The sequence below is a fragment of the Xanthomonas vasicola pv. musacearum NCPPB 4379 genome, from assembly GCF_000277895.2.
In the GTDB taxonomy this organism is placed as follows: Bacteria; Pseudomonadota; Gammaproteobacteria; order Xanthomonadales; family Xanthomonadaceae; genus Xanthomonas; species Xanthomonas vasicola.
Genome location: NZ_CP034655.1, coordinates 4,720,102 through 4,744,118 on the forward strand (window position 1 = coordinate 4,720,102; position 24,017 = coordinate 4,744,118).

General features: G+C 65.0%; 12 protein-coding genes, 1 other RNA gene and 1 pseudogene. 4 read left to right on the forward strand and 10 right to left on the reverse strand.

Annotated features, from left to right (window positions below; genetic code table 11):
* The first annotated feature begins 61 nt into the window (after positions 1-61).
* The gene (locus tag KWO_RS21770) at positions 62-1,726 is read left to right on the forward strand and encodes an ATP-dependent nuclease (RefSeq protein ID WP_010375098.1); all 1,665 of its coding nucleotides are present in this window, start codon (positions 62-64) and stop codon (positions 1,724-1,726) included.
* A gap of 344 nt (positions 1,727-2,070) precedes the next feature.
* Here the strand turns inward: KWO_RS21770 and KWO_RS21775 are convergent.
* Positions 2,071-3,173 (reverse strand): IS3 family transposase gene (locus KWO_RS21775; RefSeq protein WP_100243780.1). Its coding sequence is split into 2 segments (ribosomal slippage): positions 2,071-2,915 and positions 2,915-3,173, totalling 1,104 coding nucleotides; the frame shifts between segments, so codons are not numbered across the junction.
* Positions 3,174-3,261: 88 nt separating this feature from the next.
* On the opposite strand from KWO_RS21775, the gene xopAV reads away from it, so the two are divergent.
* Positions 3,262-3,960, forward strand: coding sequence for a type III secretion system effector XopAV (gene xopAV, locus KWO_RS23220; protein ID WP_227479785.1), 699 nt, complete (start codon positions 3,262-3,264; stop codon positions 3,958-3,960).
* Positions 3,961-4,131: 171 nt separating this feature from the next.
* Here xopAV and KWO_RS21785 read toward each other — a convergent pair.
* A pseudogene (locus KWO_RS21785) lies at positions 4,132-4,609 on the reverse strand (nuclear transport factor 2 family protein).
* 169 nt (positions 4,610-4,778) lie between these two features.
* Entirely contained in the window at positions 4,779-5,129 is a 351-nt protein-coding gene (locus KWO_RS21790) for a hypothetical protein (protein WP_010376500.1), read from the reverse strand.
* 214 nt (positions 5,130-5,343) lie between these two features.
* Here KWO_RS21790 and KWO_RS21795 point away from each other — a divergent pair, with 214 nt between their 5' ends.
* Together KWO_RS21795 and KWO_RS21800 are read left to right on the forward strand one after the other, a co-directional pair.
* Positions 5,344-5,682 (forward strand): hypothetical protein, encoded by a 339-nt coding sequence (locus KWO_RS21795; protein ID WP_010376497.1) that lies wholly within the window; start codon positions 5,344-5,346, stop codon positions 5,680-5,682.
* Positions 5,683-5,733: 51 nt separating this feature from the next.
* Positions 5,734-5,808: non-coding RNA, sX9 sRNA (locus KWO_RS21800), on the forward strand.
* Between the two features lie 520 nt (positions 5,809-6,328).
* Here the strand turns inward: KWO_RS21800 and xopQ are convergent.
* The 7 genes from xopQ to KWO_RS21840 form a co-directional block, all read right to left on the reverse strand.
* A complete protein-coding gene (gene xopQ, locus KWO_RS21810) occupies positions 6,329-7,723 on the reverse strand; it encodes a type III secretion system effector XopQ (protein WP_026112228.1) in 1,395 nt (464 codons plus the stop codon).
* A 384-nt stretch (positions 7,724-8,107) separates the two neighbouring features.
* On the reverse strand, positions 8,108-8,398 hold the full coding sequence (locus KWO_RS21815) for a HigA family addiction module antitoxin (RefSeq protein WP_010376491.1): 291 nt from the start codon (positions 8,396-8,398) through the stop codon (positions 8,108-8,110).
* A 17-nt stretch (positions 8,399-8,415) separates the two neighbouring features.
* Positions 8,416-8,697 carry a type II toxin-antitoxin system RelE/ParE family toxin gene (locus tag KWO_RS21820; protein WP_010364341.1) on the reverse strand — a complete coding sequence of 94 codons (282 nt, stop codon included), beginning with the start codon at positions 8,695-8,697 and terminating at the stop codon, positions 8,416-8,418.
* Between the two features lie 101 nt (positions 8,698-8,798).
* Complete coding sequence (recD, locus tag KWO_RS21825; RefSeq protein WP_017113522.1) at positions 8,799-11,039, reverse strand: exodeoxyribonuclease V subunit alpha; 2,241 nt, start codon at positions 11,037-11,039, stop codon at positions 8,799-8,801.
* A 202-nt stretch (positions 11,040-11,241) separates the two neighbouring features.
* Positions 11,242-15,288, reverse strand: coding sequence for an exodeoxyribonuclease V subunit beta (gene recB, locus KWO_RS21830; RefSeq protein WP_017112939.1), 4,047 nt, complete (start codon positions 15,286-15,288; stop codon positions 11,242-11,244).
* Complete coding sequence (gene recC / locus KWO_RS21835; protein WP_010376479.1) at positions 15,285-18,698, reverse strand: exodeoxyribonuclease V subunit gamma; 3,414 nt, start codon at positions 18,696-18,698, stop codon at positions 15,285-15,287. Before recC ends, recB begins: the two co-directional genes overlap by 4 nt.
* A 349-nt stretch (positions 18,699-19,047) precedes the next feature.
* Positions 19,048-23,790, reverse strand: coding sequence for a putative Ig domain-containing protein (locus KWO_RS21840; RefSeq protein WP_026113129.1), 4,743 nt, complete (start codon positions 23,788-23,790; stop codon positions 19,048-19,050).
* Positions 23,791-24,017: the final 227 nt, after the last annotated feature.

Sequence of the window (24,017 nt, forward strand, 5' to 3'; positions counted from 1 at the left end):
GAAAGACCGCAGTAGCTCATGTTGTCTCAAACTCAGTTTTGAAATCAGGGGTATTAAAAGCATGAAGCTTGAATCAATTAAGGTGGAAAAGTTCAAACGCATCGATGCAATCGAGCTGCCTATTACAGATCTCAACATCTTGGTGGGGTCCAACGGCAGCGGAAAATCATCAATCTTGCAAGCGCTTCATCTTGCTTCATGCCTGATGCGCCAGGTAGATCGAATTCGTGCCGGATCGACGGCAATGGTCAGTATCAATGATTTAGACTATCTCCCCAGTGATCAGTATTGGAAGTTAGGCCACGGCGCAGATTGGGGAAATAAAGGTAACAGCCCGTCCTCCAAGGTGGAGTTTCGGTTCCTCGACGACGTTGCTGGAGTCGTCCCTCCTAACATTGTGACTGCGAAACTCGTCATGCGCTCTGCTAGGAACGCGGGAATCTCCGTCCAGGGTGAACTACCTGAGTCAGCTCGCCCCTTATTCCGTGGTCAGAATGTCTTTTTTAGCGGATTCATCCCTGGGATTTCAGGCATCCCGAACGTCGAACAAAAAAACTCTAAGCGTGTGGTGCTCAAGGCATGCTCCTTCGGCGATTCAAACGTGTATCTGCGCAATGCGCTGAACCTGCTGTCAGCCGCTGACATCGCCAAGATCGAAGAGTGGTTGGAGCCGCTTCTTGGTCCAATCAAAATAAAAATCGTGTTCGACGAGTCCAAGGATTTCGACATACATGCACATGCAGAGCTAAACGGCCGTTCAACGCCCTTGGAGCTGCTTGGGACAGGCTTTCTGCAACTGATCCAGATCTTTTGCTACATCTTGCTCTTCAAGCCTAAAATTCTGCTCATTGACGAACCGGATATCCATCTTCATCCAACGATCCAAGAGAAGCTGGCAGGTAGTCTGTTGGAAATTGCACGAGCGCAGGAGATTAAGATCGTCATGTCAACGCACTCTCCCTTCATTGTGAGAGGCGCACCGGTTGATGCGAATGTGGTCTGGCTCGCTGACGGAGAGATCAAATCCGACGAGCGTTCCGTTGTCGAACTGGCGCTTGGCTGGGGTGCGTTTGGAAAGCAGGTGATCATCGTCAGCGAAGACGCTAAGAACGAGTTGTTGAAAAAACTCATTCAGCAGTGGCCCGAGATCGAGCGGTCTGTGACTGTCCTTCCAGGTCGGGGCTACAAACATCTGCTGACTAGGTCTGAGGCGGAAGAGTTGAGGACATCCCTCGGTGGCAAGTTCAAAGTCCTGGTTCACCGCGACCGCGATTCCTTGACTGATGTCGAGGCGACCCAGTTGGTGGACAGCTATGGAGTGGAGGGCGTTGGCCTATGGCTCACCGACCAGTCTGACCTTGAGTCTGAGTTCTGCAACCCCAGTTTCCTGTCATCGCTTACGGGAGAGTCGCTGGCCGTGTGCGACGACTGGATCGTTCAGATAGTCACTGCCAATGCGATACCCATCAGTGATCAATTCTCAAAACAACGAGCAGCCCACAACGAAGAGTTGCACGCCGCCGGCGGTAGTCCAACAAATGCCGAAGTATGGGCAGAGCTTCAACATCGTCCATTACGCGGAGCAAAAGGCAAATACGTGATGGGCCAGTTAAAAAACAAGGTTCCTGGCAGGGCCTATTCGGAAGCGAGTGTAGAGTGTCACAAGGGCTTCCCAGAACTGGCACCAAGCCTCAAGAACGCCATTGAGCTGCTACTCGATCAATGATGGCGCGTTACCGCTGCGGAAATGGGGTCAGGTTGACTTATCGAGTGCACTGACCCAATTTTCCCTTCAACCTTCCCTTGCGTGCAAATGACGCAGGCCGGGGACAGACAAAAAGCACCGTGCGGCACCACTGCCTGGAGCTTTCTCCCCTTCGTTTGGGACCATACATACCAGATCAGACCACAGGAAACTGGGTCAGGTTGAATTCTAAATGGACCTGATTCCGTTCTTGCGACTTCGTCGAAAGCGCGTGCGTTTCGGCGCGCGATGAGGCGCGGCGATGTTTCGATGAGAAAATTGGTCTCGACTATCCGACGTCCCCCCGCCCTGAGTAGCGGCCGCGTTTAGAGTCCGGGGTTGATGATATCGGTGTTTGCCAGATGTTGGGCATAAGCGGACGGCGTCATGCCGCCAATTGCGTTCTTGGGTCGGTCCTCGTTGTATTCGCGTCGCCAGCGTTCGATCTCATTGCGTGCATGCAGCAGCGTTGGGAACCAGTGTTCGTTGAGGCATTCGTCGCGCAGCCGGCCGTTGAACGATTCGACGTAGGCGTTCTGGTTTGGTTTGCCCGGCTGGATGAGCCGTAGCTGCACACCCCGGTCATGCGCCCAGGCAACCATCGCTTTGCCGCAAAACTCCTTGCCGTTGTCGGTGCGGATCACCTGCGGCAGGCCGCGACTGTGTGCCAACCGATCCAGCACGCGCGCAACGCCGTGCCCGGAGATCGCGCGTTCCACCTCGATGGCGACCGCTTCGTGCGTTGCGTCGTCCACGATCACCAGACACTTGATCACTCGGCCGTCGGCGGAGCGGTCGAACACGAAGTCCATCGACCACACCTGGTTGGCCTGCGCTGGCCGCAGCAGCGGCTGACGCTCGCCAACCGGTACCTTCTTGCGCTTGCGGTGCCGCACTTGTAGCTGCTGCTCGCGATACAACCGCTCCACGCGCTTGTAGTTCACCAGGCGTCCTTCCTGTCGCAGCTTGAGATAGATCATCCCCACGCCGTAGCGGCGATGGCGATGCGCCAACGCAAGAATGCGCTCGCGCAGTTCGCCATTGCGGTCTTGGCGTGGGCAATAGCGCAGCGCGCTGGCGCTCATGCCAATCGCCGCCAAGGCACGACGCTCGCTAGCACCACGCCCGATCCACTCGCGCACCAGCGCACGACGCGCCGGTGCGCTCACCACTTTTTTCGCAACGCATCCTTGATCAGGTCATTCTCGAACAACTGCTCGGCCAGCAACCTCTTTAGCCGCGCGTTCTCGGCCTCAAGGTCCTTGAGCCGCTTGGCGTCGGGCACGCTCATGCCGCCGAACTTGCTGCGCCACAGATAGTACGAGGCCTCACTGAAGCCATGCCGCCGGCATAAGTCCTTGATCGCTATGCCCGCTTCGGCTTCGCGCAGGAAGCCGATGATCTGCTCTTCGGAAAAACGCTTCTTCACGTCCAATCTCCTTGGGGTAGGGAATTGGACTCCAAACTGAGGTGCTACTCAAAATTGGGGGGACGTCGTATCCATGGTGAGGTGTCTCATGCATCCCGCAGTGTTACCGTCCTTGTCGCCGATGGCGAGAAGAGAAGAGATCGATCTGGAAAGAGGTCGTGCCGAGATCGAACTCGGCGCCACAGAGCCGCGACATGCCGATGCACGGATAGATGCACAGTTGCAAGGCCTACCACAACAGCCGGTGCACAGAGCGTCGACCAGAACGACGGGGCAACGGATTGCCGGCCACGTTTCGACCGCCGCCGGCATCGGCGCCGCTCTCACTGGTATCGCTTCGATTCCTCCACCCATGGTCGCATTCATGGGCTATATCAGCGAGAAAGACCAACTTGCAAAGTACAGCGGAATTGCCGCGCTGGCCGGTGTTGCCACTACCTGCGCGCTCAGTGCCGTCCAGCGCCTGGCACACGCTTATGCGTATGGAAACAACATCAGTTCCAGGGCCCGCGCAATGGGAATGACAGACGGCTGCATGAACCGCGCGGTCGACATTATCACGATGCCCGAGGAGCACGATCGCGCCGCGCATCCGATGAACGAGCATGAGACCCAGATGCTCGCCGACGATCTGCTGCGGTTGGCGACGTGGGAGCCTTCCAGATTGGAGCCGGGCCTGTGGGAGGCGGCCAGCGGCGTTGGCGATGACGCGGACGCGCTGGTCGATCGCCTGCTTGCCTTTAGAAGGTCGGTGACGGCGGCCGCCACAGCGTCGTCCTCCGAATAAGGTACAACTTACGGAAACGGGGCGGAAACGGAGTCAGGTTTACTTTCTGAGTGAACTTGACCCTGTTTCCTTGCCCGCCTCCCCCTGCATGCCAATGACGCAGCCGGGGCCAGACAAAAGCCCCCGTGCAGAAGCACCGCCGAGGGCTTGCATCTCAGTCGCGTAGACCCCTCACATACCCAGATCAGACAGCCCCGGATGATCGTCCGGGCGACGGCCCAGCGGCCAGTGGAACTTGCGGTCGCTTTCCTTGATCGGCATGTCGTTGATGCACGAGAAGCGGCGCTCCATCAGGCCATCGGCGCCGAATTCCCAGTTCTCGTTGCCGTAGGAGCGGAACCAGTTGCCTGAATCGTCGCGCCATTCGTAGGCGTAGCGCACGGCAATGCGGTTTTCGGTAAACGCCCACAGTTCCTTGATCAGGCGGTACTCAAGCTCCTTGTTCCATTTGCGCGCAAGAAACTGCCGCGCTTCTTCCCGACCGTTGGTGAACTCGGCACGGTTTCGCCATTGGGTATCGAGCGAATAGGCAAGCGACACTTTGTCGGCATCGCGGGAATTCCAACCGTCTTCGGCAAGTCGTACCTTTTCAATCGCCGATTCGCGGGTGAATGGGGGAAAGCGGTGGGCGAGTGTGAGCGTTGGACATGGCAAAGCCTCCAATCAAAGTGGATACATCGGTGTTTTGAGATTGCGACGGAGCGTCAGGCCGCTAGCCGCAGCTTGCGCTTGCCCAGGCCCTCAGCGTCACCGAACGTCATTTGCATAGATGATCCTCTACATGAGGCGGGTAGTGTCGCATATCTGTGGTGCGTTGTTCAGAGTTTCCCTAGGTCATCAGCACGCGTCGGTCGCATGCAGAAGTTGTTTGCAGTGACATGCGCTGGATGCACGGCCCAATTGATGAACTTCATCAAAGCATCTTCCACGGCCTCCTCCATGGAACCTCCCGTCCCGCATAGCCAAAAAGTGCTGCCATCTTCTTCGATCAAGCCAAGGCTGCTTTCGACTTCTTTGTAGCCGGGCCAAACTTCTGCTGCGGGACACAATTCGAAGACACGGAATTCTGCAGGGAAGGCATCGCTCAAGGTAACTTCAAACCCTTTGCCGCAGCGGACGACGCGGACCAGAGAGGGGTGCGAGATCTGGATATGGTCTACAAGAGACACGTTGGTACTCGTCGGTCGGAGAATCGCCAGGTGTCTGTTCCATTGCGTCGTCCCTTCAGACGCAGCACTACTAGAGCGGTCAACCCAGCCAGAGGCGTTGTTATCTCGCTCGAAAGTACATCAGGGCTGCGCGCCATGCATCATGGCTGCTCCTTGACCTCCCATACATACCCAACCCGCCATGCTCGCTGCAGCCTCAACTGGAGAACGCACGATGATGAAGTGGATGGGCACCGCGCTGGCCGCGGCACTGTTGATGAGTGGTTGCGCCAAGGTGGAGGGCGAGAAGTTCGTTGGTCACTGGGTCAACCTGCAGTCGCAGGACGAGACGATGGATATCGAGCGCAATGGCGAGACCTTCATGGTCCGCAGCACCACGCCGAAGTTCTTCAGCCGCCAGCCCAAGACCGAGAGCTACCCGGCGGTGTACAAGGACGGCGCGCTGCAGGTCACCAACGATGGCGAGACGGTGAACTTCGCCATCGACGAGAGCAACGGCCACCTCAATACCGGTGGTGAGCAGTACGAGCGCGTGCCAGCTAAGAGCAACTAACAAAGCGACTGCGCTCACCGCCAGGTGGGCGCGGCCGGTGCCCGGTGCGGCATGTACCACTCGTACACTGCGATTGCTGCGCGTCGTCCACGCCCACCTGACGAGTGCTGGCTACGTTTAGTAACTGCTCTCAATAGGCCCGCGGTTGTCACCAGCGCCCGCGTGCAGACCCTGACGGTCGCACGCGGGCGTTTGCTTTATGCGCACGTGCGCGTGGTCGTCGTTGTGGGTGAATGTGCCGCGGCGAGCTGGACTTTCACGCTGTGGTGCCTGTGGCTGCGCCTTATTGAAGGCGTATAGAGGGGGCGCCCAACCTGCCACTGCCTGTCGCCACTCACCTCACTTCGCTAACCCCTCTGCCATTCCATCGCGCACCGCCTTACAGTGCGCAGGCACGCCGGGTGCGGCGCTGCCAGACCGATCAATTCAGCAACTACGAGGGTGTCATGAGCAAGGAGATGGACCAGAAGAAAAACCAGAAAAAAGAGCCGGCGAAAACGCTGAAAGAAAAGCGCGCGGCCAAGCAGGAAAAGAAGGGCAAGTAAGCCGCCCGGCCTGTTAGCAGGCGGACGCGTTGGAGGGGATGCCAACCTCGCGCTTCGCGGATGACGCTGGAAGGCGCCACTCCGCGAATGCTGCGGAGCGCTCAGCGCGCGGGTTGCCGCTCATCCTCGGGGGCGAGCGCGGCCTTGGCCAGCGCCGACAGCAACAGCTTGGCTTTTTCCGGGCGCACAACCTCGGCGTGGCCCACCTGCTCCACCGTGCTGGCTCCCTCACGGTGGATGGGCGTTGGCTGGAACAGCAGGTTGGCGGTGCCGGGTAGCGCCGCCAGCAGCGTCAGCGGATCGTAGAGATTGAGCTTGGTCACCTGCGGCCAGATGGCGTCGAAGGCAATGGCATTTTGCTGACCCGCTGCCGCTGGATCCTGCGGTTCTGCAGCAACGAACGTGCGGAAGAACCATGCCATATCCAGACCGGGGATCAGGTTGGCCTGGATGCCTTCCCACAGGCCCTTCAATGCATTTTTCTGAACATTGTGCAGGTACTCGCCCACGGGGTGTCCACTGCGCGCGATGCCTTCGTAGAACGCTGGCGGTACGGCGGCCTTGTAGGCGGCCTCCTTGGTCAGGATGCGCAGAGGAATGCCGAGTTGCTGCGCGCCCCGGTAGAGCGCACGGGCGGCGTGGATGTCGGTGGCATTGTTATAGGCGCGCGTATCCGGTTGCACGAAACCGTCGGCATCCTTGGTCGGGTCGATGCCTCCCATGATGGTGATGGACGCGACCTTTTCCCGCACCAGATCGCCCGCCTCGGCAAGCAGGGCGTTGGCATCGGTCATTCCGGCAATGACCACCATGCCGAGCTTGTGGGGCGAGGTCGCCAGGCGCTCGCGCATCGCACGGACGCCATCGGTGTGGACGGCGTCCGGCGCTGCACGCAGTGGGGCTCCCTCGGCGAGGAACTTGGAATGCTCCCGGGCCTGGGCGGACGTCATGGGATAGTCCTGGCCGCGCGCGACGCGGACATCCGGCAGTGCCAGTCGATCGAAGACACCCTTTGCCAGCTGCGCCCGTTGCGATCGCATGTCGGCATCGCCCAAGGTGACGACGACGTCGGTCAGACGCAAAAAGCCTTCGCCCTGCAGCTGCTTGGCGATGGTGTAGGTCACGACATCGTCGGGGTCCTTGTTCGGGTCGGTGAACAGCAGCGTGTCGAGCGGCAACTGCGGCCGGTGCAGACGCAACTCCCGCAGGACGGCCGCCTCTGTCGGCGTCAGCACGGGCGTATCGGCAAGGCCGAGTTCTGCCAGCATGCTGTGCTGGGCAGGCGTCAATGTTGCGGGCAAGCTCTGCGTGCGTCGGTGCCGTGGCGCGTCCGGGCGGGGAGGACGGCCAATGATGGCCTGCAAGGCGCCTGGCGGCGGCGCGGCCGCGTCTGCGGCGGAATGTGCCGGCACGCAGACGGGTGAGGGATCGCGCAGGTCAGCCGTCATGTCTGCGCTGGGCAAGCCAGCGGGGGATCGGATTCCGGTGGGCTGCATGATAAGGACCTCTGGCAGTGAATGGCGGTGCTGGCAGCCCTTCTTGGCAGCACGACAGAACCGGTGCTGACGGTTACGCGTGCGCAACGCTGCACGAAGCGGTCGCGTGTCAGCGCTCACGCATGCGTCAGCGGCGATGGCCCCGGGTGCGATCACGCGGTAGAGCAGATGACCAGGCTCGCAACGTTACCCTCCTCCAGCACAAGGACATGGCGGCGCGGTGAACTCCTGTGTGCGCTGACGAAGAGGCACCCGACCGGCTGGGCCGGACGAGCACACCGCATATCGGAGCAAGCGATGCAGCGACATCGCGCAACGTTCAGATCAGACTGGATCGCCTGCTCTAATTGCTTGGTCGGCAACATGTGCTGCAAGCCGTCCGGATCATGCCGCCAGCCGCTTGATCCGCGCCGGCAAATCGGCCAGCGCGCGATGCGCCTCTTCCAGTTCGTAGTCGGCCTGCAGGCCCAACCAGAAGCGCTCAGTCGTTCCTAACGCGGCGGCCAAGCGCACGGCGGTGTCGGCGGTGATGCCGCGCTTGCCCAGCACGATTTCGTTGATGCGGCGCGGTGGTACGCCGGTAGCCCGCGCCAGCGCGTTCTGGCTGATACCGAGAGGTTCGAGAAACTCCTCAAACAGAATTTCGCCAGGGTGGATGTTGGGTAGGACGGCCATCGACAGATGCCTTGTGCTCATGGGTAATCGACGATTTCGACCTCAGCCACATCGCCCTCCATCCATCGGAAGCAGATGCGCCATTGGTCGTTGATCCGGATGCTGTACTGGCCGCGCCGCTCGCCCTTCAATGCTTCTAGCCGGTTGGCAGGCGGAATGCGTAAATCATCCAGGTGTGCGGCGGCGTTGAGCATGCGCAACTTGCGGCGCGCGACCGTCTGCATATCGGCCGGCAATCGCCGGGAACGCTCACCCAGCCAGTTCTTTTCGGCTTCCTTGTCGATAACGCTCCTGATCATGGGACAAGCCATAACGGGACGCGTTATATAACGCAACCCGTTCTAGATCTTTAATCTGTTTTTGTACTGCGCCGCCGAGCACCGATGTGGGCAGGCGTCGGTCAGAACAATGCGCCCTGCACCGGCACGCCGGCTGGCGGCTGGGGTAGCGGCGCTTTGGTCGATATTGCACTTGCTTGGGGTGTATCACTGCTACCACCCAACCGCCACGCCAAGCCCGAGATACGCGCGGCATGGCGTGCCAGTGCGCTGCGGATGACTGCTTCGCTGCCGGCCAAATGCAGGGCGCGGCGGGCGCGGGTAATGCCGGTGTAGAGCAGTTCGCGGCTGAGGACGCGGGCGTCGCGGGTGGGCAGTTGCAGCCAGACGTCGTCGAATTCGCTGCCTTGCGCCTTGTGCACGGTCATGGCGAAGGCGCTTTCGTGCGCGGGCAGTGCGGCGGGGTGGAAGCCGCGCACCTGGCCGTCGCCGTCGCCTTCGAACCAGGCGACCAAGGCGCCCTGCCCGACTTGGCCAGCGTGGGGATCGGCTTCGCTGCGTGCTGCACCAGCAGTCGCGCCGCTGCGGCCGTGGGTGTGCGCACGTTCACCGGGCGCTGCCGAGGCGCCCGGGTCGCTGCGCAAACAGATGCCGACGTCGCCGTTGAACAGGCCGTGGCGGTAGCTGTTTTCGGTGATCAGCAGCAGGCGGCCCTGGAACCAGGGCGAGGCGCCGCCGAGGCGACGGGCGCCGGAGCCTGTTTCGGCCAGCAGTTGTTCGATGCGGGCGTTGAGCCCGCGTGCGCCTTGCGGGCCGGCGCGAACCGCGGTGAGCAGGCGCAGGCGGCTTGCAGCGCGCAGCGCGACGGCCGGGTCTTGGGCAGCGGCCAGCGCGCGCCAGTGGGCGAGCAGCGCGTCGCGGCCGAGGGCCAACGGGTCTTCGCCGTCTTCGTGGAAGTGCACGCCGGCCAGTTGGCCGCTGCGCAGCAGGGCCAGGACGGTGTCGGCATCGCCGGCGCGGATGGCGTCGGCCAATGGAGCAAGCGCAAAGTCGTCCGCCTGGCGATAGCCGCGCAGCAGGTGCACGCGGTGACCAGCCAGGCCGCCGGTGTGGGTGGTGGAGATAACCGCGGATGGAGTGCCACCGGGTGCGCTGCCGAACAGCGGCTGCAGCGCCTGGGCGTCGTCGGGCTGCAACGCGTCGCCGGGGCCGGCGGCCTGCAGGATGGCGGCGAGCACGTCGCCGGCTTCCACCGAAGGCAGTTGGTCGGCATCGCCGAGCAGGATCAGCTGGGTGCCATCGGCGACGGCTTCGACCAGTTTGCACATCAGCGGCAGGTCGACCATGGAGGCTTCGTCGACGACGATCAGGTTGAACGGCAGCGGGTTGTCGGCGTTATGGCGGAAGTGCGGAGAGTCCGGAATGACGCCGAGCAAACGGTGCAGGGTGCTGGCGCCGATGGGCAGTGCGTCGGCCAGGGTGGTGTCGATACCGACGGCGATGGCGCGCGCGACGGCGGCGCGCAGGCTTTCGGCCATGCGCTCGGCGGCGCGTCCGGTGGGCGCGGCCAGGGCGATGCGTGGAGCCGGCGTGTTGGATGCATGTGCCTGGGCGATGCGCAGCAACAGCAGGCGGGCGATGGTGGTGGTCTTGCCGGTGCCGGGGCCGCCGGTGACCAGCAGTAATGCGCGGCGCAGCGCGAGGGCTGCGGCCTGGGCTTGGCGGTCTTGGGTGTGGGGTGGGGCTTGGTTCGACCCTTGGCTGGATGGTTCGGGTGGATGTGTGCCCTCTTGCTGGAGGGATGGCTCGGGCAGGCCCGTACCCTCACCCGCCCTGCGGCGGGCACCCTCTCCCGGGGGGAGAGCGGTTCGGTCCACGACGCGAGGGGTGGGGGTCGCGTTGGGGAATAGTTGCGCGAATAGCGGCGCCAGGGTGGGGGCGTCGAAGGCTGGCGGTGTTTGCGCGGCGATGCGCTGCAGGCCCAGGGCCAGGCGGCATTCGTACTCGCGGTAGCGGCGCAGGTAGAGCAGGCCGTGTTCGAGGACGAGCGGGCAATCGGCAGCGGCCGGGGCTTCGGGCTGCGGTTGGTCGACCCAGCGCGAAGCGGCCAGGGTGCGTTGCCAGTCGGCGGGGTCCGGGAAGGTGGGCGATGGGCCATCGCGCGCGTCCAGCAACATGGCCGCGCGGGCGGGGTCGAGTCCTGCGTGGCCGCTGGTGACCGCCAAGGAGGCGAGTGCGGCGGCGGCCAGCACCTGTGGATCGGTGTCCGGGGCCAGGCGTTGCAGGCTGTGTGCGAAGGCCAGATCCAACGTGCGCAGGGCGCCGCTTTGGTTGAGGGCGGTGAGGAGATTTGGGTGGTTCATGGGGTGGGCGTTCCCTTGGCGAACGCGCGCTCACGCCACGTCGTGCTCCGCGCATTTGTCCTGGCTTGCGGTGCGCTGGCTTGCGGTGCGAGCGCTCCGTCGCGTTGGCGCCAGTGGCAGGCAGGCGGTGCCTGGTCGGCATGATCCCTGAGAGGCTTGGATGGGGTGCCGGTCAGCCATGCGAGTGGCGTGGTGCGGTGGTTCATGGGGTGGGCGTTCCTGGTGCGGATGTACCCTCACCCCAACCCCTCTCCCGGGGGGAGAGGGGCTCGACTCCGTTGGCGGAAGGTTGATCTAGCACTTCGTTGGACAGCGCATCGGAAGGCTTGCCAGCGAACAAGGCGTCCAGTGCTTGCACCAGCGCTGGTTCGAAGCGCCAGGCGTGGATGCCGGGTGCCGGATCGCCCAAGGGCGCTGATGGGACGCCAGCGGTCGTGGCCCGGGAGTTCCGGGCGGCGTCGGGTCTGTCCAGCGTGGAATCGCGAGCGGGTTGGGGCGTGCGCTGGTCCGCTATGGACGTGCCGACGGTTTCGACAACGAATTCAGACGCGGCAGCCACCACCGCATTACGCCCCGCATCCACGCCGCGACAGAACAGATAACGCACGCCGCCGAAGTCGCGGGCGTAGTCGTAGGCCGCGCCCAGGCGGAAGCGCAGCCAGCGGTGCAGGGCCACGGTGTAGATCAGCGCCTGCAGCTCGTACTCGCTGTGCGCCATGGCGCGGGCCAGGGCGTCGGCGTCGTAGCTGGGCAGGCGGTTGGATTTGTAGTCGAGCACGTACCAACGGCCGTCGACGGTGTAGGTGAGGTCGATCAGGCCGGTCATCAGCCCTTCCAGCCGCTGGCGCGCGCCGAAGGCTTGGCGGTCGCCGACCACGCCGAAGCGATGCAGCAAGGCGAGCAACGCATCGACGCGGGTGGGCCGCATGGCGAAGTGGAATTCCATTTCGTTGCGGCGCTGCGGTTCGGGCACATCGGCCAGGCGGGTGCCTTCGGGCAATGCCACGGTGAGGGTGTGGCCGATCAGCGCGGTGAGCATGCGCAGGCCGTCGTCGAGTTCGTCCTGGGCGTAGCCGCCGCGTTGCAGGGCCTCGAGGATGGGTGCGGCCTGGCCGTCGGGTGCGGCTTGGCCCGGCCGCCAGGCATGCCAGGCGGCGAAGTCGCAACGCTCGAACACGTCGTGCATCACCACCCCGAAGCGGTTGCCGGCGAAGCGTGGATCGAACGGCTCGGCTTCGTTGGCCACGGCCACGGCGACCGCCTCGCTGCCGGACGGTTCGTCGCTGCCGCCGCTGCCGACGACGGTGGCGCTGGCCATTGGGTCGGTGGCCGCACCGGCGTCTGCATTGGCCAGCTGGGTGAAGCTATAGACCCACCACTCGGGGGCGATATGTCGCTGCGGATTGCGCGCGGGCGGCACCTGCGCCTCGATCGGTGGGGGCAGCCGCGGCAGGTTGGCGGGCGGCGTGGACGTGTCGATCACCACCGCGCCCTCGCCCGCGGCGCCCTGCAACGCATCGAGCGCACGCAACATGCCGGCCAGTGCGGTGCGTTCGTGCTGATGGAACGGGCCGCTGGCGATCCACAACGCGTGCTCGGCGCGGGTGAGGCCAACGTAGAGCAGGCGTGCGTCTTCGGCACGTTGTTCCTGCTTCCAGGCGGCTTCGGCGGCGCTCCAGCTCGGGTCGTCCCGCTCTGTCTTCCAATGCAGCTGACGGCCGATCTCCGGCGCATGCACCACGCAATGGCGGCCGGCACCCTTGTCGCCGCGGCCAATGCCGATATACGGCAGAAATACCAGCGGATATTCCAGGCCCTTGCTCTTGTGCAGGGTGACGATCTGCACGCGACGCGCGTCCGATTCCAGCCGCAATTGCTGGGCTTCGTCGTTGTCGTCGGCGTTGGCAATACGCCGCGACAGCCAGTCGACCAAACCATGCGGGCCGAGCGCGCGGGCGTCGGCTTCCTGCAGCAGCTCGGCCAGTTGCAAATAGTTGGTGAGGCGGCGTTCGCCATCGATCAAGGCAAGCAGACGTTGCCCGTGCGTGGCGCCCAGATCGCCGACCAGGGCGAGCGGACCACCGCGCTGCCAGCGTTCGCGCCAGTCCAACGCTTGTTGTTGCCAGCGGCGGTGATGCTCGCCGTCGCGTTCAAGTGCGGCGATGGCGATGGCGTCTTCGCCGATCAGCACCGTGGCCAAGGCGGCGCGCAGGCGGCTGTCGTCGCCCGGGTCGAGCAAGGCTTGCAGCAAGGCGAGCAATTCCAGCGCTTCGTCGGTGGCGAACAGGCTTTGCTTGCCGGCTGCGACGGCCGGAATGCCCACCGCGCCGAGCGCCTGCTGGATGCGCGTGGCCTCGCCGTGGCTGCGCACCAGCACGGCGATATCGCCGGCCTGCACCGGGCGCGCGTTGATGGTGGCAGTGCCGTCGCGGCCACCGGCCAGCCAACCGCGGATCGCCGCAACGCAGGCGGCAGTGGCCAGCGCGCGCGCGCGGCCGGCGCTCCAGGGTTTGGGCTTGCCTCTGGCAGGCGGCGGCGGTTCCGGTGCGCGCCACAGCGTCAACGCCGGAGCAGTGACGCCATCGCGTTGCAGGTCTTCATCAACGCGTTTGGTGCCGGCGTGCACTGGGTGAAAGGCGATGCCGTCGGTGAGGAAGGCATCGCTGTAGCCGGCCTGCGCATACAGCGCGTCAATGGCGGCCAGCACGCCAGGGCGCGAGCGGAAGTTGTGGCTCAACGGTGGCGCCAGTTCGGCGGTGACTGCGGCGGCCAGATAGGTGCGCACATCGCCGCCACGGAAGCCGTAGATGGCCTGCTTGGGGTCGCCGATCAGAAACAGCGCCGGCTCCAGTCCTGCGGCGTGTGCCAGCGGACCTTCGCCAAACACGTTGGAAAAAATCGACCACTGGCGGTCGTCGGTATCCTGGAATTCGTCCACCAGCGCAATGGCGTATTGCGTGCGCAGGCGTGCGACCAACGCGTCAGCCTGCGCGCCTTGCAACGCATGCGCGACACCATCGACCAGGTCGTCGTAGGTCTGCACGCGGCGTTGCCGTTTGAGCAGCGCCAGCCGTGCGATGGCGTCGTCGCGCAATGCATGCAGCAGCGCGATCCGGCGACGGCTGCGCCATGCTTCGACACGCGCCAGCGCAGTGAGATAGCCATCGATCTCGTGGCTCATCGGCGAAGCCGGCGTGCGGTCGGCAAACTTCTTGTTGGTGCCGGCGGCCAGTTCCGCAGCGGTCAACTTGGGCAACTTGGCATGCGGCGCCGTGTTGAACGATGGCGCGGCGGCAAAGTTTTCGAACCAGTGCCACAGCGATGCCAACCACTCGGGTTTGTAGCTGACCTTGCTCAGGATGCCGCCATCGATGGCCGACATGATGGCGTCGAAAAACGCGGTGCCGTGCGCCTGGAATGCAGCGGCCAATGCGTTGGCTGCGGCATGCACGGCCTGCAGCAACTCGGCTGAATCGTCGGTGGTCGCTGCGACTGCCGGCAACAGCGTTGGATGCCGCACCAGCGCGCGCAGATCGCTGGCCAATGCCTCGGGGCCGCCCGACCACAGCGCGATGAGGTCTTCGGCCATTGCAGCATCGGCGGCGCGTTGCCGCCACAGATCGGCCGCCACTTCGCCGAGCAATTCGCGGTCGTTGGCCAGCAGTTCCGGCGCGGCAAAGGCCTGGCCGCTTTCCAACGCGTGTTCGCGCAGCACGCGCGCGCAGAAACCATGGATGGTGAACACCGCGGCCAGGTCGATTTCTTCCACCGCCTGCTGCAGGCGGCGGCGCAAGGCGGCGGGCGTTTCGTTGCCGCCGGCCAGATGCGTGGCGAGGATGGCGCGCGTAAGCAGTGCGTCGGGCGCTTCGTGTAGGAGCGGCCTTGGCTGCGATGGGTCGTCGGCGAGTTCAGCCGCGGCCGGGGCCGCTCCTACAGAAGCTGATGGGGCGTCGGGCGGCTGGGTTGCGGACCACTCGGTCGCGGCCAAGGCCGCTCCTACAGGTGCATCCGGCACCAGGCTTGCGGCGAGCACCAGGCGTTCGCGGATACGGCGGCGCAGTTCCTGCGTGGCCGATTCGGTAAACGTCACTGCGAGAATCTGGCCGATGCGCAAGCCGCGTTCGACCACCAGCCGGGTGAACAACGTGGCTAGCGTAAAGGTCTTGCCGGTGCCGGCGCTGGCTTCGATCAGGCGCACGCCGTGCAGCGGCAACTGCAGGTAGGGGTCGGTGACGGGGCTGATGCTCATTCGGCCTCTTCCTGCGCACCGTGCCAATGCCGCCAGCTGTCGATCAAGCGCTCGGCATCCAGCCGTGCGCCGGTGGTGCCCTGTTCGAGCAGTGCGTAGACGCGATGGCTGGTGGTGGCGAAATCGGCGAAGCGTTGCGCATCGGCAAACGGGTCGCGGCCGCGGTTGACCAGGCGCAGCTCCGGGCTGTGCGATTCGCTCCAGCCGAAGCTGGAGTGCCACTGCCCGGCCGCGTCCTTGATGGCCTTGTCCAAGTCGTCGCCGCGCGCAGCCTGGTGGTATTTCCAGCTGCTGTAGGGCGCGAACGCCAGCGGCGCCTGCAAGCCATGGCGATACAGCTGCAGCAGCTCGGCCAACGCGGTCTGCGCCTGCGGCTGCGACAGCTGCTGCGCATCGATGGGATGCGGGCCCAGGCCATCGTCGTGTTCGAAGAAACGCACGTACGGCGCGTGCTCGCCGGCGGCGCGCAACAGCAGCCATTCCAAACCATGACGAATGGCGCTACGGCCGCTGAGCGCGCCGACCTGCACGCGCCCCACGCCGCTGGCATACCAGCCCGGCACACGGCCGTGCAGCTCGATATCGCCGATCTGCACCTGCAGCCGGCGTGACTCGGCCGGCGACTCGCCGCGCCACTGCCGGAATGCGTCGGCATACGGGCGCAATTGCGCCACGCGTTCGTCGAGCTGGCGCCGCCCCAACGGGCCGGATGGCAGCAGCGCGCGCGCGCGCAGACGCTCGTACAGGCGCTCGGTGTCGCCGGCCAATGCGGCCTCGAAGACCTGCTGCTGCAAACCGTATTGATCCAGCCCGCGCGTGGGTGCAAGCAACGGTTCCAGATCGCTGTCTTCGCCGGCCGGGTCGGGCAAGCGCATGCCCAGGCGATGGCGCAGGAACTGCCCGGCCGGATCAGCAAATAGCCGGCGCAGTTCGTCGATGGACACGCTGGCCGGCACCGCAACGTCGTCGGCCGGCAATGCACCGGCCACCCAAGGCGCAAGCGGCTGCCGCTGACCAACCAAGCTGTCCACCGCCGGGCGCCATTGCCGGCGATAACTGAAACGGCGCGGGTCGGCGCCGTCGCCGCTCTCATCGCCCAGCGCACCGAACGCAGCAGCGGCGAACGGCTGCAACGGATGCCGCACCACCAGCGTGTCGAGCGCGTTATTGGCAACGTGATACTGCGCGGCGCTTGCCAGCAATTCGCTGACCAGCACCGACGGCTCGCGCACGCTGCCATCGCGCGCATCGGCGCCGAGATAGCTGAGATAGAACACTTCCTGTGCAGAAGCGAACAACTGCAGAAACAGAAAGCGGTCGTCCTCACGCGTGGAACGGTCGCCATGCCGGCGACGGTCGGTGCCCAGCTCTGCGGTCAGGCGATTGAGCCCGGCGGCCGGGTCGCGGCGCGGGAAGTCGCCATCGTTCATGCCAAGCAGGCAGATCACGCGGAACGGCAGCAAGCGCATCGGCACCATGCGGCCGAAACTGATGCCGCCGGTGAGCAGCGGCGCGCGCGTGTCCGACTCGCCCAGCACCGCAGCGAAATGCGCACGCACTACCTCGGCCGGCACCTTGCCGGCGTACTCAGCGCGCACTGCATCGCGGGCGAATTGGTCGATCAAGGCGCGCAAGCGATCCAGCGCGCGCTGTGCGCGCGGCGCGGTGGGCGTGGTCGGAATCAATGCTTCCAGCAGGCCCAGCAAACGCTCGCGCCACTCCACCGGCGTCATCGCTTCGGCCAGCAGCGCTTGATGGCGTTCGAGCACGCGCAGCAGCCGCAACAAGGTATCGAGCGCGGCCAGCGCGCTGCCTTCCAGCTGCGGCCACGGCGCCACGCCATCGATATCGACGTCGGCGCCGCTGGCATGGCCAAGCAACAGGCGGTCCAGCGCGAAGCGCCAGGTGTAGGCATCGTCGCCCGGTGCCTGGTGCTGGCGCCGATGTGCGGCATCCAGGCCCCAGCGCGCACCGGCGGCGTGCAGCCAGCTGCGCAGGCGTTCCAGCCCGGCTTCATCCAGCCCGGCGGCTTCGGCGATCGGCGCGCTGGCCAGCAGGTCGAGAATTTCATGCAGGCCAAAACGCGCAATCGGCAAACCGAGCAAGGTCAAAAACACTTCGGCCAGTGGCTCGCTCGCCAATGGGCTGGCATCGGCCAATGCATAGGGCAGCGCGTCGTCGTTGCCATGGCTGCCGAACACCGCGTCCAGATATGGCACGTACGGGTCGATGTTGGGCGATAGCACCGCAATCTCGCGCGGCTGCAGTGGCGGATCGAAGCGCGTGTCGTCGAGCAGCGCGCGCAGCTGGTCGTGCAACACCTGCAACTCGCGCAGCCGGGTGTGGCAGGCGTGCACCTGCAGGCTGGGGTCGTGCAGATTCACCGCAGGCAACAACGCAGGCACCGGCGGTGCGCGACGATGGAACAGATCGCTCTGCATGCGTCGCAATAAGCTGTCGCCCAACCCGCCATCGGCCAGCGTGCGACGGCCGGAGTCGAGCGGGTCGGCATACGCCGCAATTTCGGCTAGCGGGTGCACCACTTCGTAATCGCCCACTAACGCCATGAAATCGCGCCCGGCCGCGCCCCAGGCCTGCAGCAAGGGGTTTTCCTGTACTTGCTCGGCGAACAGCTGCACGGCGCCGTCTTCGCGCCGGCGTTGCCACAAGGTCTGCAGATCGCCCCAGTAACCTTGCGTGGGCGTGGGCAAATAGAAATGCAGCGTGCCCACACGCGCCTGCGTGGCCAGCACGCGCAAGACATCCGGCGAAATATTCAAGATGGCAAAGGCGAACAAGCGCTGCGGCAGACCTTGCGGCACCGGACCATCGGCACGCGCGTAGCGATCCAGATACTGGCCGATGCGGCGCGCGCGGTATTGCCGGCCGCTGGCGATACCGCGCCACAGCCGGGCTTGCGGGTCATCCGGATCAGCGCCGCCTTCCCAGCGCAGCAGCCAGTCGCGTCGCCATGCCTGGTATTTTTCGAACACGCTGCCCAACTCGCCGGCCAGCGCCCACGGCTTGAGCGCATCGCCATCGGCCAGGTATCCGGCCAGCGGCGCCAGGGCCGCATCGCTGCCCAGGTCGGTCTGCAGCGCGGCGTACAAGCGCCACTGCGTGGTGGCCATGTCCAGGTCGTCGTCGGCCGCGGCGAGGTTGCGCTCCAGCGCACGCGCGACAAATTCGCCGGGTGTGAGAAATTCCAGATTGGCCGCAACACCGTGCTCGGCCGCCAGCGTGGACTGCAGCCAGCGCCGCATCGCCACCTGCGGAATCAGCACCACCTCCGGCTGCAGCAACGGTTGCCCAGGCACCGGCCGGCGCAACTCCTGCGCGAGCAAGGCAGCCAAGGTATCCAGCGCGTTGGATGGATAGAGACGGAAATCGGGCGCGGAGGTGGCGTGCATGCGTGGTGCATTGTGCCGGATGCACGCGTGACGCGCCGTTTGCTGCGGTGTCCGCGCCAAGGTCGCCGCGTTGAGCGACAAGGCCGCACGGCATCGTGCCGGCACTGCGCGGGGATGTCGATCGACAGCGCGCCATACACGTTGCATCAACAACTGCAATCAGGCTTCACGCCGCATACGACGCGCCGCCATCCTTACGCACATGCGTAGAACCACCCAACGACGCCATGTACTCCGCAGGCAAGCATCATCGCCACCGTGCGAGCGACGCAACGCACGCCACAAACGCGACGGGCCGGGATATTCGCCCGGCCCATCGCGTTGCATTACTGCATGGCGTGCAAGTCGATCAATATTTCTTTTCCAGATTGATCATCCAGGTCTGATCGTTGTTGCTGTCGCCGTCGGTGATGCCGCGGTATTCCAGCCGCGTCGACAGGCCTTGCCCGGTCAGCAACGCCGCACCGATGCCCACCATCAACCGGTTGCGATCGAACGCGCTCTGCGCAGTGCGATAGAACGGGCCGCCGGTAAGATCGGCGTAGCTCAGCGTGGCATCGCCACGGCCCTGGAAGTCGCGCTGATACTCCACGCGCAACTGCGGGGTCAGGCGTCCCCAAGCGACTTCGCGACGCCATTCCAGACGCAGACCGAGGTTACCGGTGGTGGTGGCCACATCCATGTCGGCATAACGCAGCGCGAACGGCGCCACGCCCTCTTCCACATAGCCATCCAGCGTTGCGCGTGCCACATCCACCCGCGCGTACGGAGTGATCTGCAGCGTGCCGCGTTGCAGGTCGGCACCGGTGGACAGCGAAGCGATCCACTGCTTGCCGTCGCGGTTGCCCTCGGCCAGCGAGCTGTCATCGGTGACAAAGCGGCGCAGGTCGTACGACAGCAGCTGGTAGCCGACCAAGGTGTCGAAGAAGAACGCCTTGCCCGGATGGAAGCTGGCATACAACGCCATCGTGTAGGCGGTGGCCTTGCTGTGACTGCCGTTGCTGCCCACGTCGCTGTCGTCGCGCCCCCAACCCAGGCCCGCACCGATCGCCAGCGACTGCGCAACGCGGTAGTCGGCACCCACGCTCAAGCCGTCGGTCTGGAAGTCCACGCCGTTGCTGTTGGTCTGGCGGTTCAAGCTACCCGAACGGATTGCACCGCCCACCCACAGACCCAGGTCGCCCTGCGTCTGCGCGCTGCTGCCGGTGGTGCTGGTCACCGCGGGCGCATCGCGGAAGTCGTTGTCGGCTTCCTGCGTGTCCGGGCTGCATGGCTGCGCACTGATGCCGCGATCGGCCTGGCGGCAATGCGAGGTCGGCTGGAAGCTCACGGCATTGGTGAAGCTAACGCCGCCGCGATGCGTGGCTTCCAGACGGCGCTGGAAGTTGTCGATCTGCGCCCGCGCGAAACGCCGTGTGGACTCGGACTGCGCATCGATCAGACCACGTACTTCCGCATCCACGCTCGGGTCGCGCCGCGGCGCGATGGTGAACACCACGCTGGCCGGTGCCGAGGTGGCGAATGCGTTGGACAAGGTGAACTGCACCGTGGCCTGGCCGACGAAAGCCGGATTGGGCGTAAAGGTCAACATGAAGGTCGGCGTTTCGGCCATGGCAGCCGCTGCCGGCGATGGGCCGGAGGCACGTGCCGCCGCCGCGCGGGCAGTACCGCCCGCGCGGGTGATGGTGGCGGTACCGGCCGATGCCGGCAGCACCGCAACCACCGCAGCAGCCACGAACGGCCCGCCGGTCGCATTGCGGGTCAGATCGACCTGCTGCGCTTCGCCCGGCACTGCCGCTGCAGTCACCGACACCGCCACCGGCCGCGCGTTGACCGTGATGGTCAGCGTCACCGCTGCCGAGGTACCACCGGCACCGCTGGCGGTATAGCTCAGCACATCAGTGCCGACAAAGCCGGCGTTGGGCGTGTAGACCAGCTCCAGCCCGTTGACCACGGCCGTGCCGTTGGTGGGTGCGGTGGCAATGGCGATTGCCGTGATGCTGCCGGTGTCGTTGGCGGTGACCGCCGCGGTGACGGCGGTGTCGGTCATGGTGGCGGCAACATCGGCCACTGCGACCGGCGCTGCATCACTCACGGTGAAGGTGTAGGCCTGGGTGGCGCTGGCATTGCCCGCATCGGCCACCGCAATGGTGAAGGACGAGGTGCCCTGCACCGTCGGCGTGCCAGACAGCGTGCCGTCGCTGGCCAACGTCAACCCGGCCGGCAACGCGCCGCTGGCGATGCTGTAACGATACGGCGCAATGCCACCGCTGGCGGTGAGCACCTGGTTGTAAGCGGTGCCACGCACTGCCGCCGGCAAGGTGGGCTGCGCCAGCACCAGCGTTGCGGCGTTGATGGTCAGCGCGTAGCTCCGGCTGGCCTGCGCGGCGGGGCTGGGCGTGCTGTCGGTGACCGTCAGGGTGAAGGTGAAGGTACCCGACACCGTCGGCGTCCCGCTGAGGCCGCCGGTTGCAGCGTCCAGTACCACGCCACCCGGCAGCGCGCCGGCAGTGACTGCATAGCGATAGGGTGCAGTGCCGCCGGTGGCCGGCGTGACGGCAGCCGCATAGGCCTGCCCTGCGGTCCCTGCCGGCAAGGCCGACGCCGGCAACACCAGGTTCGGGCCAGCCACAGTCAGGCTGCATGCCTGTGCGCCGGTGAAGCTGTTCGCATCGGTGGCCTGCACGGTGAAGTTGAACGTGCCTTCCACCGTCGCCGTGCCCGACAAGGTGCCGTTGCTGGCCAAGGTGATACCGGCCGGCAATGCACCACTGGTGATCGCGTAGCTGTAGGCGGCCATGCCGCCGCTGGCCCTCAGCGTCTGGCTGTAGGCGGTGCCACGTGTCGCGGTGGGGACTGCGGACGGCGTCACCGCAATCGTCGGCGCAGCGATGTTCAACGTGTATCCGCGCGTGCCCTGCGAGGGCGTGCCGCTGGTACTGTCGGTCGCAGTGACGGTGAAGCTGAAGCCGCCCACGCTGGTGGTGGTGCCGCTCAACGCCCCGCTACTGCTGTTGAGCGTGATGCCGGCGGGCAACGCGCCGGCGGTAAGCGCGTAGCTATAGGGCGCAATGCCGCCGGTGGCCGGAGTGATCGCGCTCGAATAGGCCTGGCCCGCGGTTCCGGCCGGCAAGGTGGTGGCCGGCAAGGTCACGTTGGCGCCGGCCACGGTGAGGGTATAGGCGCGGCTGCCGCTGGTCGGCGCTCCATTGTCGGTCGCGGTCACGGTGAAGTTGAAGCTGCCGCTGGCGGTCGGCGTGCCGGACAACACTCCGGAAGCGTTCAACGTCAGTCCGGCGGGCAATGCGCCAGCGCTGACCACGAAGGTGTAACCCGGGGTGCCACCGCTGGCGGTCAGCGTCTGGCTGTAAGCACTGCCTGCGGTTGCTGCGGGCAGCGACGCCGGCGAGATCGTCACCACTGCATCATCGTTAAGGATGGTGCCGGTGCCGGTGGCGCGGGCGATGGTCGCGTTGCTGACGCCGGACAGGCCCACACTGAAGGTTTCGTTGGGTTCGACGGCCGTGTCGCCGTTGACGGTGATCGCCACGTTCTGCGTCGTGACGCCGGGCGCAAAGCTCAGCGTGCCGGAGCGCGCAACATAGTCGCTGCCGGCGGTGGCGGTGCCGTCGGCGGTGCCGTAGTTGACCGTGACCGTCTGGCCGCTGGCAGCGCTCAGACTCACTGTGAAGGTGGCCGTGGTGGTGCCGCTGTTGCCTTCGTTGACGCTCACATCGTCAATCGACAGCGCCGGCTGCGCGTCGTCGTTGACGATCGTGCCCAGGCCCTGTCCGTCACTCACGGTGGCACCGGTGACGTTGCTGACGTTGACGAAGAACGTTTCATTCGGCTCGGCCAGCGTGTCGCCGTTGACCAGCACGGTGAAGGTGGCGCTGCTGCTGCCGGCGGGGATGGTCTGCCCGGTCAGACTGGAGGCGACATAGTCCGCGCCCGCAGTGGCGGTGCCATCGGCGGTGGCGATATCGAAGCTGACGCCGCCGGCGTCGGCCGGCGCACTCAACGACACGCTGAAGGTGGCATTGGTGGTGCCGGCATCACCTTCGTTCACCGAGACATCGTTGATCGACAGCACCGGCAGGTCGTCGTTGAGAATGGTGCCGGTGGCGCTGTTCGGCGAACCGACCGTGTAACCGCTGCCGGTGTTGAGGCTAATCACCACGGTTTCGTCGGGCTCGACAGTGGTGTCGGCGGTCGGATCGATGGTGATGGTGCCGGTGGTCTGGCCGGCGGCGATCACCAGCGGTGAACTCATGGCCGCATAGTCGGTGCCCGAGGTCGCGGTGCCGCTCACGCCAAAGCCGATGGACAGCGCCGAGGGGGACGGTTGGTCCAGGGTGACCGTGTAGAGGAGGTTGGTGGCGCCGTCCTCGGTCACGCTGGCCGGGGACACCGCGATCGAGGCGACGGGAAAATCGTCGTTGACGATGGTGGCGGTGGCGCTGGCGGGGCTGCCGGTGGAATAACCGGTGCCGCTGGCGACGCTGAAGGTCACCGTTTCGTCGGCTTCCACCGTGGTGTCGGCGATGGGGGTAACGGTGAAGCTGGCCGAGCTGGTATTGGCCGGCACCACCACGCTGGTGACGGCGCCGGAGTAATCCGCGCCACTGGTTGCGGTGCCGCTGCGCGTCAGGTTGACCGTGGTCGCCGAGGTGTTGGTCTGGCTCAGCGTCACTGTGTAGACGAAGGAGTTACCGCTGTCCTCGTTGGCGCTGGACGGCGAAACCGCAATGCTCGCGCTACGCGAGGGGTTGATGGTGATGTTGAAGACGACCTGGTTGTTGTCCTGGTCCAGTAGATAGAACGAGTCCGAGGTCGCGCCATCCCCGTTGTTGGTATATGTCACCCGCTCAGTGCCTGCGCCGTCGAGCTGACCGGTGAGGGTGGCGCTACCGTGCGACGGTGGTGCACCGTCACTCATGCCAAAGTTGTCGGGGCCATCGCAACTACTGACGTCGAACGTCACCGACCCGCCGGAATTGACGGTTGCGCTCTGCGGACTCGTGCAATAGGCGGCCATCGCGACATGAGAGGTCGCCAACAGCATCACCGCCATCAGCCAACGTAGGGCCAGGCGCAAGCCGCCCGTGCCGGTGCAATTCGTATACATCGTGTCATCCCCTTAAACACGCCACCCCGATGGCGTCGGCAACGGTCCTGGTGCCTCAGCTCAGCAAACCCATGCATATAAGGGCATAGGTTTTCGCTGCCGTGCCATTTGAACAGGAACTGACTGCCAGTTAAAGAACACAAAATTAATACTTCATTCCAGTTCTGGTGCACTGCGGCTTGCCGCGTCCC

Coding starts and splice junctions, on each gene's coding strand:
- KWO_RS21770 (WP_010375098.1), top strand. CDS start 62: ATGAAGCTTGAATCAATTAAGGTGGAAAAGTTCAAACGCATCGATGCA.
- xopAV (WP_227479785.1), top strand. CDS start 3,262: ATGCATCCCGCAGTGTTACCGTCCTTGTCGCCGATGGCGAGAAGAGAA.
- KWO_RS21795 (WP_010376497.1), top strand. CDS start 5,344: ATGATGAAGTGGATGGGCACCGCGCTGGCCGCGGCACTGTTGATGAGT.
- xopQ (WP_026112228.1), bottom strand. CDS start 7,723: ATGCAGCCCACCGGAATCCGATCCCCCGCTGGCTTGCCCAGCGCAGAC.
- KWO_RS21815 (WP_010376491.1), bottom strand. CDS start 8,398: ATGGCCGTCCTACCCAACATCCACCCTGGCGAAATTCTGTTTGAGGAG.
- KWO_RS21820 (WP_010364341.1), bottom strand. CDS start 8,697: ATGATCAGGAGCGTTATCGACAAGGAAGCCGAAAAGAACTGGCTGGGT.
- recD (WP_017113522.1), bottom strand. CDS start 11,039: ATGAACCACCCAAATCTCCTCACCGCCCTCAACCAAAGCGGCGCCCTG.
- recB (WP_017112939.1), bottom strand. CDS start 15,288: ATGAGCATCAGCCCCGTCACCGACCCCTACCTGCAGTTGCCGCTGCAC.
- recC (WP_010376479.1), bottom strand. CDS start 18,698: ATGCACGCCACCTCCGCGCCCGATTTCCGTCTCTATCCATCCAACGCG.